Raw genomic sequence first — 10,010 nt, 5'->3', positions numbered from 1 at the left:
CCCCGCATCATGGCCGGCCTGCGCAACCTGGCCATCGGCCTGGCCCGCCTGATCGGCTGGACCAACATCGCCGCAGCCACCGACCACTACCGCAGCCACCCCGCCGACGGACTCCAGCTACTCGGTTTCACAACATGAGAACGCATCGGCCCTGCTCCTGTTCGGCAGCTGTGTACCCGTACTGCATGTTTCGGTCGTACTCGCACAATGGCCGGGCCCACAATTCTCCCGATAGTTGCCGTCGAGGGCTCGGGACGGCGCCTGTCGGAATCTACTTCCGAGCGACATATCCTTCAGGTGAGAAAAGACCTTTTCGAAGGGCGAAACCCGCAGGCTGATCTGTTAGAAGCCATAGAGATAGCGGCGATTATCAAACGCTTCCCTGCCTCCTTCAAGTAGTTCCTCTACTATCTCCCGAACCCCTTGATCGTCGATTGATCCACACCCTCCAGGATTTACACTGCCAGTAATTCGACCTCCAACATCCCACGCCATGAGGGTGACAATCTGGTCGGCATCACCCAGCACGGGAATGTTAGCATTATGTGTAGCAAAGATAAGTTGGCGCTTGATTTTGCATGCCCGAATCTTTGGAACGATCTCGTCGTAGATGAACCTGTTATCGAGATCATCCTCCGGTTGATCGATGATAAGCGGCGTGCTGCTCTCTTGCAAGAGAATCAACAAGAGGGCGGTTGCTTTCTGTCCAGTGGATAGGCGATCAAGTGCGCGCCAATTCTCCACACTTTTCGTGCCCAAATTCAACTCTAGTTCAGTAGTTACAGGAAGATCCGTCTCCTCGATGAGCATGAAGAACTCTTCGCCAGCGCTAGCAAGAAGCTCGGCTTGCATTCGAGTGACTGAGTATGCACTCATTATCTCTTCTGCCCCATTGCGGCATGTATCGGCGAGATCCCGAACTGACAAAATGGCGGCAGACTCGATAGCAGCCCGAATCTTTTCCTTCCTGCCGCTCAGATGGCTACCAACCAGCTTTATTAGAGGGCTTCGGTCTCTGCCTTCGGTGACTTCTACGCGTACTGTGCCAGCTAGTCTCCGACCGATTTTCTTGGCTGCCGCCTTAAGATCGTCCAAGCGGTCTCTTTGTAGCTCTTCAACCTTAACAAGCAGCTGAATGCGCTCGCCTTTCAAGCGCTCCAGACTTGTTGCTAGCTCTTGATAGCGCGGACGGAGATCTTCAAGGTTACTCACGTCGCGAGTAAGCCGGAGGTATTCATTACCGTCTATCCCCGCAGGCTGCAGGGCGCGCAATGCTTCATTGAGTTCCGACCGGGTAGTAAGGCTTGCCTGACTCCACTCCCTTTTGATGCTTTCGAGCTCTTCTCTCGCCTTTTCCTGAGAGGACATCAAGGCAGCGATTGAAGTGCTCATGGAAGTATTGAGGTCGACAAGGATCGACTTAGCCTTCTGAAGGAGAACCGCATTTGGCAGCTCAGCGTTTCTTTCGATCTCTAGATAAGCGCTGTCAATCGGGAGCGCTTCCGGCCAGTCATTTGAACTGCGAGCTATCTTACTTATAGAACTGATAGCTCGGTCGAGGAGAGACTCTTCTTGCTGGATCTTCTCCTGGTTTGAGAGTCGTTCTGCAATTCCAGCTTTTTCAAAGTTCTCGAGGCGCTCTTGCAACATCGGCAATCGCCCGAGTTTTTCATCAATGGACTTAAGTTCGCGCTGAAGGTTCAGTATACTATTGCGCGATTCTTGGAGCTTTGAACTAAGCTCGCCAAACTGTTCCAAGTGCGCGCTGGCTTGAGGCATATAACGGGCAATCATGCTCGTTAGCTGCTTCTTATCGCGCGCAAGATCGGCAAGCTCTCGCTGGCCGTACGCTTCAATATTGCCGATCAGATCGAACGGAGTGGATTGTAGTTCCGTACCATCCATGGTGCGTACGATGGGATCCCCGGGAACGCTTCTCTCCACAACATAGTATGCTGGAGTCGGCTTCGGGCAACTAATGAGCAGTTTGACTTGCGTGCCGCTTCCCAAGACGTTGACGTCATTTACCATTGACCGATGTTCTTCTATGGCCTTGGGGGTGAGCGGCTCGACGTTGAGAGCGTATCGAATACTTTCGATTACTGTGGACTTCCCTGAACCGCGACCGCCAATCAGAGTATTTAGTGACTCATTGAGGCGAAGGCGCACCCCGTCAAGGAATCCGCCGGTCCACTCGATTCCGATGATTACAGAGTGGTCTGTGGCCGCCAGTGGCCCCTTCTCGATGCGAGTCGCGGGAGTACGGAATGCTAGGTCGAGCCCTGTTGCTGTTAGGCTCGACATCTTTATCCAAGTCGTCGAACCTGATTTTTCTACATCGCCTGGACCATTGATGTCAGCTGCATCTATAAGGGCAATTGGAGTGGCCCTCTTATACTCGGAGTTCTTTCCTTTAAGAATATCTCCGTGTGCTTGAGAAGGCTTTCCTCCCGACAGCCCCGCAGCATGGAGGCGAGGATTGGTCCAAGCTTGGATACGGGCCTGACCTTTCAGTTGGCCGAGCAACCCGGCGTCGGTTGTTACGTGAGGTGCAATAATCACTGCATTCCAGCGCTCGGCACAAACGAGAAGATTGTCAATATCGAGCAGGCCCGGAGCCGAGTCCTGACAGTCGGCTTTGATACCACACTCGCCGATGCATCTGTTGATTTGTTCTGCTGTCACGTTCGGGTCGAACAAGACGAGCAAGTGCACACCTTCTTTACTGGTGGCTTCAAATCCAGGAAAAACAACTATCCCAGCTGACACTGCCTGTCGTCGAAGTTGTTCGCCACTATCAACGCGCCAGTGGTCGGTGATGGCTATCACGTCAACCTTGTTAGCTTTGAAAGAAGCAATCAGCGCAGCGTTGTAACTTTCCTCATCCGGAAATTCCGGATGAAGTTTGTTATGAATAGTGAGATAGGTGAACGGGTTGACTTGCAAGGCGCAGCGGTGCCAACAGGCCCCCTCGCTTAGAACGGTCCAAGTCTCGATCATTGGGGCATCCTCCCGAGAGCTAGCTTGTAACTTCTGCATCTTAGATTGCAGAAGCTACCTTGCGAGGCAGAATGCGCAGGTGTCGCATATGTATCGCAAGGCTTCTTTGCCCCTTTGGTCACGGTCAAGCTGGACGAACGAGTGATGCAAGGCCCAAAGTGGGCGATCTAGCGTGGAAGTGTCCTGGAATGTGGCCGGATTCGGCTTGCGCTCCTCCCAACCGCGTGGCCCTCGCCTGGACCGTTGCCCAGGCCCGACCCGGAACACTGCGTCCATGAGTTCACCCTGCGAGTGATACCTGTGTCCTACGAGTTGATCTTGCACGAGCCTCTGCCCGACCCACCAGGGTGATGCGGCTCGACACGCCAGGTATACCTTCGCCGGCGCTTGGCCTCATTCGGAGACGAGCCAATGATGGCTGCTTAGATGCCTGGACGGGCGTAGCCGATGATGTCCCGGCGGGTGGTGTACCGGCTGACGCGGACCTGTAGGCCAGTACCGGGAGCCTCGATCATCCGGTCTGTGTCGAGGACGAGGCCGACGTGTCCGGGGTGGTTGGGGCCGCCACCGGAGCCCTGGAAGAACACGAGGTCTCCGGGAGCCTGGTAGCCGGGTCGGATGTGGGGAAGGGCGTGCCACTGTTCGGCTGCGGTGCGTGGAAGGGCGACCCCGGCTTGATGCCAGGCGTAGCGGGTGAGGCCGGAGCAGTCGAAACCGACCATGTTCGTGCCCGAGCCGATTCCCCGGGTGGGGCCGTCGAGTCCGCCGCCTCTCCATGAGTAAGGGGTACCGAGTCGGCGGGATGCTGCTGCTATCGCTGTCGCGCCATGCCCTGTTCCGGTGACCCTGATCGGTGTGCATGCAGGCCGTACCCCGGTGGCGTCGGGCTCGGCAACGTGCAGGACCTTGGTTGCGCAGAGAGTGTTCGGGGCCGAGATGCCGTTGCCCGGTAGCACGGTCGCGATGACGCCGAGGATGACGGCGACCAGGACGAATGCACCGGTCGCCGTCGCGGTGACGATGGCTATCATGTGGGCTCACTGTTGGGGCGGGGCGCGATGGGGCCCCACGCGTCCCGTAGGGCCGTCAGGCGGCGGCGGGCGTTGATCCGGCTGGTAGCCATACGGGCCCGGCGGGGCCGTCAGGGGACGTAGCGGGCGTGTGTACGGCGGTGGCCGTGGGGACGTCGTTGCTGGTCAGGAGCTTACGGAGGTTGGCTTCGCGGGTGGGGTTGGGGAGCCAGAACAAGACGGGGGTCGTGATGCCGGTGGCTTCGGCGAGGGCGGTGTAGCCCTCGAGTTTGGCCAGAACACGGGCGAGGGTTTCGGTGCCGGTGTCGTGTTCCAGGAAGAAGTCGATCGTGTCGGGCTGGCCGGTGGGGGTGGGTTCGGTCCAGCGGCCGTAGGCGTCGGGGCGGGCGAGGTCGCCCCAGAGGGCGGCGCAGCAGCGTTCGGGCCACCATTCGGCGACTGCGGATCCGTCGGCTCGGTGGCGGGCGGTGGCGTGCAGCTGGGCGAAGAACTCGTTGACGCCTACCTGGTGATTCAGGCGGGACGAGAGCGCGATCGCGCTGGCGGAGTCGGGGCGGTAGCGGAGCTCGGCCGGGGTGATGCCGCGTTGGGCCGCAAGGTGGTGGGCTCCTGTGGTGCCGAGGATCCAGTGCCACGGGCGGCTTCCAGTGGGTGCCCAGGGGCGGAAGCGGTCAAGGGCGCGCAGTTCGTGGAGGTCCAGGAGGCGGTGGCGGGCGCGATGGACGCTGGGGAAGAAGATCGCGGTGAGTTGGTCGGTGGTGAGGACGCGGTGTTCCCAGACGGCGTCGAGGATCTCGGCGTCTCGTGGGGTGAGGCGTTCGGCGAGGTCCGCGATGAGGGGCTGAGTGACGCGGGGGCGCTGGCGCCGGGAGGGGAGCTGACGGCGGGGCGCGTTCGGTCGGGTCATCGGGTGCTCTCCTCGTTTGTTCGGCGCGGGTCTGTCGGGATTCGGAGCTTGGGCTTGCTTGAAGTGGAGGTTTCGGGACGGGAGAAGGCAGTACGCGAGGCTGCTCGTACGGCGTCCTGACGGCCGGGGATCGGGTCGGGGAGAGGGCGCGTGCGGAGGGTGAAAGCCGGGGACTGGCCGCCCTTGGAGGTCATGACGCGTCCGGCGGCTTGGTACGCGCCGAGGTGGGACAGGTCGTGTGCGGTGAGGACAGGGCCGACGTGCCGGGCGAGGTCGTGGGCGTCTTCCGGAGAGGCGGTGAAGTAGACCTTGTTACGGGCGTCGGCGGAGACGGCTTCGCGGAGGTCCTTGGGGAGCTGGGACAGGTGTTGGTGGGCGATGGTGAGGGAGAAGTGGTAGGCGCGGGCCTCGGCCAGGAGGTCGCTGACGGCGATGGGCATGTTGAGGAAGTTCTGGGCCTCATCGATGTAGGCGGCGGCGTCTCGGCGTTCGTGTTCCGGGAGGCGGACACGTGGGGTGATGGCCTGCCAGGTGTGAGCGAGGAGGACGGAGCCGAAGAGGCGGGCGGCGTCTTCACCGAGGACGCCCTTGGGGAGGCGGGCCAGGATCAGGCCGCCGGTGTCCAGGGTGTGGGCGAGGTCGAAGGTGGAGGCTCCGCCGGAGAGGGCGTCGCGGACGAACGGGCGGAGCAGGACGGCGCGGAGTTTGTTCATGACGGGGCTGATCACGGCGGAGCGGGCGGCCGGAGACAGCTCGTCGTAGGCGGACCAGAAGCCTTGCAGCAGTTCGTCGTGGAGCCGGCCGACGATCCGGGCGCGGAAAGGGGTGTCGGTGAGGAGCTTGGGGATTTCCGCGAGGGTGGCGCGGTGGCCCTGGGCGCGGACGAGGGTGAGGCAGGCCGAGCGCATGAGGTCGTCCAGGCGCGGACCCCAGGACGAGGCGAAACAGCGGTGGAAGATCGTGACGATCGAGTCGACGGCGAATGCGGGGTCGGGTCCGGCCAGGACGTTGAAGCAAGGTGGGCTGCCGGGTTCGGCCGGATCGAACAGGACCGTTCGGTTGACGGCCCGTTCTGGGAGTCGGTCGAGGATGTCGTCGATGAGGTCGCCTTTGGGGTCGATGACGAGGGCGCCTCGGCCGGCGCGGGCGTCGGAGAGGATGAGGTTGGCCAGGAAGGTGGACTTGCCGACGCCGGTCTGGCCGAGAACGTGCAGGTGCTGGCGGGCGGAGGCCACGGTGACGCCGACAGGGCGCGGGTGGCCGGTTTCGGCGTCGCCCAGGATCCGGACGTCCGGGCCATGTGTGGGGACGTCGGGAGAGGGCGGGATGGGGCGCGCTCCGGCGCGGGTGATGCCGGGGGCCGCCTGGTCGTAGGGCAGATGGGCGATCGCGGCGAGCTCGTTGACGGCCAGGAGGTAGCCGGTGTTCATACGGCGGTTGGGCATGCGGCCGGGGAGGTCGAGGCCGCGTAGGCGGCGCAGGTACTGGTGGCCGGAGGCGTAGAGCGCGAACGTGGCGGCGATCTCATGGGCTCGTCCACGAAGACGGCCTCGGGCGTCGGTGCGGTCGCTGGTGATGGCGTAGGAGATCTGGACGGCGAAGCGTGACTGGCCCGCCTTGGCGAGGATGGCGCGGATCTCCTCGGCGCGTTCGGGGAACATCCTGGCCAGCTCGCCTGGCTTGGCAAGGCCCATGCCACCGGGTGTGATCAGGTCGAACAGCTCGGAACGGAGACTGCCGGACGTGCCGTTACGCAACGCTGAGGCGGCTCGGTAAGCGGCTGACAGCCGCCGCCCGGTCACCGGGCGGACCAGAATCTGGACGGCGGCGTGTTCGCCTGGACGCAACCCCGACAGCGCGCCGAGCAGCGCTCGCAGCGGGTCGCCTCCGTGCGTTGTCGTGAGCGGGTAGTGGTCCGGGCGGGCCAGAGTCATCCGGCCTCGGGACGTCCTGGCCCCGCGCGGTGCAGGCGGTTCGGCCGGACGAGTGGTCACGGTCGCGCCGGGCCAGGCTGACCGGATCGCCTTCTCGACCAGCCCAGGCGGGACGAGACCTGGTACCCAGACCTGGACGCGGACGCTGGAGGTGTCGGCCACGTACTCCCAGGACAGGTGAGGTTGGCCGAACAGGGCGCGCTTCCAGCGCGGTGCGGTCAGCCCCATGATCTGGGACCACCAGGCGGCTGCACTGCCGGGCTCGACCTGCGGCGGGACCGCGATCTCGACCAGTCGAGCGTTTCGCGCGAAGCGGGCATTGCGCCACCGCCACAAGGCGGCTCGGGCTGCGGCGAAGGCGACGACGCTGCCGATCACGGCTCCACCGAGGGCCGGGTCGGGAAGGGACGAGATCACGACTGGTCGCCGGGGTCGGTGGTTGCGAGGGTGTGCTCGGACGTGCTGGCGACGGCGGAGAAGGCCGCGCGGTCTCCGGTGCCGGCGCAGACCAGGCCTTCGCCCTGGCCGGCCGACAGCAGGAAGAGGCGTTCGCCTTCGGTGAGGTTGAAGGGATCGGCGATCTCGTCGATGGCCTGCGGGGCCTGACGCAGGAGGATCTGGGTGCTGGCGTTGGCGACGACGGCTCTGCCGAGGTCGGAGCTGAGGAGGTCGGCGGCGTCTTGGGTCACGACGGCGAGGCCGGCCCAGTGCTTGCGGGCGGACTTGGCGAGCCGGTAGAGGAACCTCGCGCCCTCGTTCTCGCGCATGAGCGTCCACGCCTCGTCGACCACGACCAGGCGGCGGCGCCGGTCGGCGGGGTTGGACACGCGACGCCAGATCGCGTCGAGCGCCAGGAGCATCCCGACCGGGCGGGTCTCCTCGGGCAGGTCCCGCAGGGAGAACACGATCAGGTGGCCGTCCGGGCGGGTGGTGGTCGGGCCGGAGAACAGGCTGCGATAGGAACCGGACACGTACGGGACGAGCCGCGCGGCCAGCTGGGACGCCTCGGGCGCGTCGGTGGCCTCCAGCATCGTCGCCAGGTCGGCGAGCAGTGGTGCGGGACGCTTCCAGGTGCGCTGGTCGGCGGTGATGCCGTGGGCGGCATAAGTGGCGATCACGGCCTTGTCCAGCACGGCTTTCGTCGCGGCGCTGAGCGGTTCGCCGAGCATGGTCGCGATGAGGGTCTGGAGGAACATCGCGCGTCGGTCGAGCGCGTCATCTTCGGCTGCGTCGGGCAGGTCGAAGGGGTTGAAGCACACGCCAGGCGCGCCGAGGCCGAGAATGGTTCCTCCGACGGCGCCCGACAGGCGGCGGTACTCGTCTTCGGGGTCGACGACGCACACCTCGACCTGATGGAACAGCAGTCGCAGCACTTCGAGCTTGGTGAAGTACGACTTGCCCGCCCCTGATCGGGCGATCGTCACGGAGTTGTAGTTGTCGTGAGCGAACCGGTCCCACAGCACGACGCCAGAGGAGTAGGCGTTCAGCCCGTACAAGACTGGCGTCTCACCGAGCCGAGGCCGTAGGTCAGGCGACGCGAAGGGGAATGCCGCCGCGAGCGCCGAAGTATCGAAGGTCCGGCGCGTCTTCAGCGTGTCGGCACCGAACGGGAGCGTGGCTGTCCACCCCTGCATGGCACGGAAGGTCGTCGGGTGTGCGTCGAGTAGCAGCGAGGCTGCCAGCGTCTTGACGTGCTGGACCTCTGCGTCCAGCTCTTCGGAGTCCGCAGCGTGGACGGTGAGATAGAGGCCGACGCGGAAGAGACGACCGTGGCCACGGGCAAGGGAGGCGGCCAGCTCCGCGGCGTCGTTGGCCGCCGCCTCGGTCCCGAAGTCCGGTGCTCGGCCGTTCCCGGAGGCCGACTCCAGGCGGGCGAGCTGGCGGCGCAGACGCTGAGCGGCGATCAGCGGCGGCACGGGCTCGATGTGCAGGGACACGTCGAGGTGGCCGGGGTAGCCGATCAGCGGTTCGAGCCAGCCGGCACCGACCTCGCGCGGGTATCCGGCGATGGTGAACGATGCGCAGACTCCGTCGGGGAAATCGACCGAGCGAGCATTGATCTTCAACGATGAAGGGCCGGGCAAGGCGGCGGCGGTCTTGGCGAGTTCCGCGGTGTCGTCGGAGAGTCGAGTGAACTTCATCAGACGTCCTGTCCACGAGAGATCGGCTCATCGGGGCGGGCGATCCCGACCGGTTCCGCGCGACGCGGCGACAGTGACCGCACCAGCAGCTCGCGAGTGTCGTCGGCGCCCATGACGGAGGCATGGACGCCAAGGGCGTGCAGGGAGCGGACGGTCTCCTCCGCGCGGCGGGTCACGATGACCGCCGAGCTGTTCCGGCGCGCCGCGCGCCGAGTCCCGCGCCTCCACCCCGACGGCTGCTCGATGTCCTGGTGGCGGACCACGACGAGGACATCGCGGGTCAGCAAATCCCGGGTGGCGCTGAGTTCGGTGAGGAAGTCGGCGTGCTGGTGGGCTGCCTGTTCGAGCGCTGGATCGGCCAGGTGTTCGGCGGTGTCGGTGATCCGGTCGGCGAGGTCGGACAGGTCGACCGGGCGTGCCTGCAGGAGGATCTGCACGGGTGCGTCCAGGGAGTTCAGCCACCCGGCGAACACCCCCACCAGCGCCGCTTGCTCCTCGCCGGTCCGTAGCCCGAACGCCACGGTCCCGGCTCGGACGACTGCGGCGGTTCCGCCTTCGGCCAGCTCCATGACACCGTCCTCGCGGATCGCCCGAACCGGGAGGCGCAACCTCCCGGGCAGGCGGCCTCGTACTCGACACCAGGCCGGCGGCTCGGGTACGCCGGCGGGGGCTCGCCCTGAAGTGTGGACACCGGTGGTTATGCGGCGAGCAGCACCCTATCGACACTCTGCTGCTCGTAGTCATCAGGGCTGAGGTAGCCGAGGGTGGAATGTCTCCTTCGAGTGTTGTAGCGGGTAATCCACTTGAAGACGGCCAGGCGGGCCTCCCGCGCCGAGGACCAGCGCTTGGCGCCCTGCAGCGTCTCGCGTTTGAGGCTGGCGTTGAAGGCCTCCGCGGCGGCGTTGTCGGCGCTGGACCCGACGGCTCCCATGGATTGGCGCACGCCGAGCTCGGCGCAGACTCCTGCGAACTCGGCCGAGGTGTACTGGGCCCCGTG

7 protein-coding genes are annotated in these 10,010 nt (G+C 64.5%); all 7 read right to left on the bottom strand.

The annotated features are described in order from the left end of the window. Positions 1–342: 342 nt before the first annotated feature. Positions 343–3,000: a TrlF family AAA-like ATPase gene (locus AB0I38_RS39760; RefSeq protein WP_358495750.1), complete on the bottom strand. Its 2,658-nt coding sequence runs from the start codon at positions 2,998–3,000 to the stop codon at positions 343–345. A 422-nt stretch (positions 3,001–3,422) separates the two neighbouring features. After that, entirely contained in the window at positions 3,423–4,031 is a 609-nt protein-coding gene (locus AB0I38_RS39755; RefSeq protein ID WP_358495744.1) for a C40 family peptidase, read from the bottom strand. A 55-nt stretch (positions 4,032–4,086) separates the two neighbouring features. After that, the gene (locus tag AB0I38_RS39750; RefSeq protein WP_358495741.1) at positions 4,087–4,938 is read right to left on the bottom strand and encodes a replication-relaxation family protein; all 852 of its coding nucleotides are present in this window, start codon (positions 4,936–4,938) and stop codon (positions 4,087–4,089) included. Then, positions 4,935–7,289 (bottom strand): helicase HerA domain-containing protein, encoded by a 2,355-nt coding sequence (locus AB0I38_RS39745; RefSeq protein WP_358495734.1) that lies wholly within the window; start codon positions 7,287–7,289, stop codon positions 4,935–4,937. Before AB0I38_RS39745 ends, AB0I38_RS39750 begins: the two co-directional genes overlap by 4 nt. Further along, positions 7,286–9,013, bottom strand: coding sequence for a VirB4 family type IV secretion system protein (locus AB0I38_RS39740; RefSeq protein ID WP_358495729.1), 1,728 nt, complete (start codon positions 9,011–9,013; stop codon positions 7,286–7,288). Before AB0I38_RS39740 ends, AB0I38_RS39745 begins: the two co-directional genes overlap by 4 nt. Beyond that, complete coding sequence (locus AB0I38_RS39735; protein WP_358495726.1) at positions 9,013–9,582, bottom strand: hypothetical protein; 570 nt, start codon at positions 9,580–9,582, stop codon at positions 9,013–9,015. The genes AB0I38_RS39740 and AB0I38_RS39735 overlap by 1 nt, the downstream gene beginning before the upstream one ends. Before the next feature lie 128 nt (positions 9,583–9,710). Next, positions 9,711–10,010 (bottom strand): integrase core domain-containing protein (locus AB0I38_RS39730; RefSeq protein WP_358495722.1); only part of this gene is annotated, 300 nt, incomplete at its 5' end.

Origin of the sequence: Nonomuraea cavernae, assembly GCF_040655715.1 — a bacterium.
GTDB classification, from domain to species: Bacteria; Actinomycetota; Actinomycetes; order Streptosporangiales; family Streptosporangiaceae; genus Nonomuraea; species Nonomuraea cavernae_A.
The sequence above is the reverse complement of the archived record's forward strand: the minus strand, read 5'-3'. Positions and strand labels throughout refer to the sequence as shown.

What these genes read in the sequence shown, in the direction of transcription:
- AB0I38_RS39760 (WP_358495750.1), bottom strand. Translation starts at nt 3,000, where the DNA reads ATGATCGAGACTTGGACCGTTCTAAGCGAGGGGGCCTGTTGGCACCGC.
- AB0I38_RS39755 (WP_358495744.1), bottom strand. Translation starts at nt 4,031, where the DNA reads ATGATAGCCATCGTCACCGCGACGGCGACCGGTGCATTCGTCCTGGTC.
- AB0I38_RS39735 (WP_358495726.1), bottom strand. Translation starts at nt 9,582, where the DNA reads ATGGAGCTGGCCGAAGGCGGAACCGCCGCAGTCGTCCGAGCCGGGACC.
- AB0I38_RS39750 (WP_358495741.1), bottom strand. Translation starts at nt 4,938, where the DNA reads ATGACCCGACCGAACGCGCCCCGCCGTCAGCTCCCCTCCCGGCGCCAG.
- AB0I38_RS39740 (WP_358495729.1), bottom strand. Translation starts at nt 9,013, where the DNA reads ATGAAGTTCACTCGACTCTCCGACGACACCGCGGAACTCGCCAAGACC.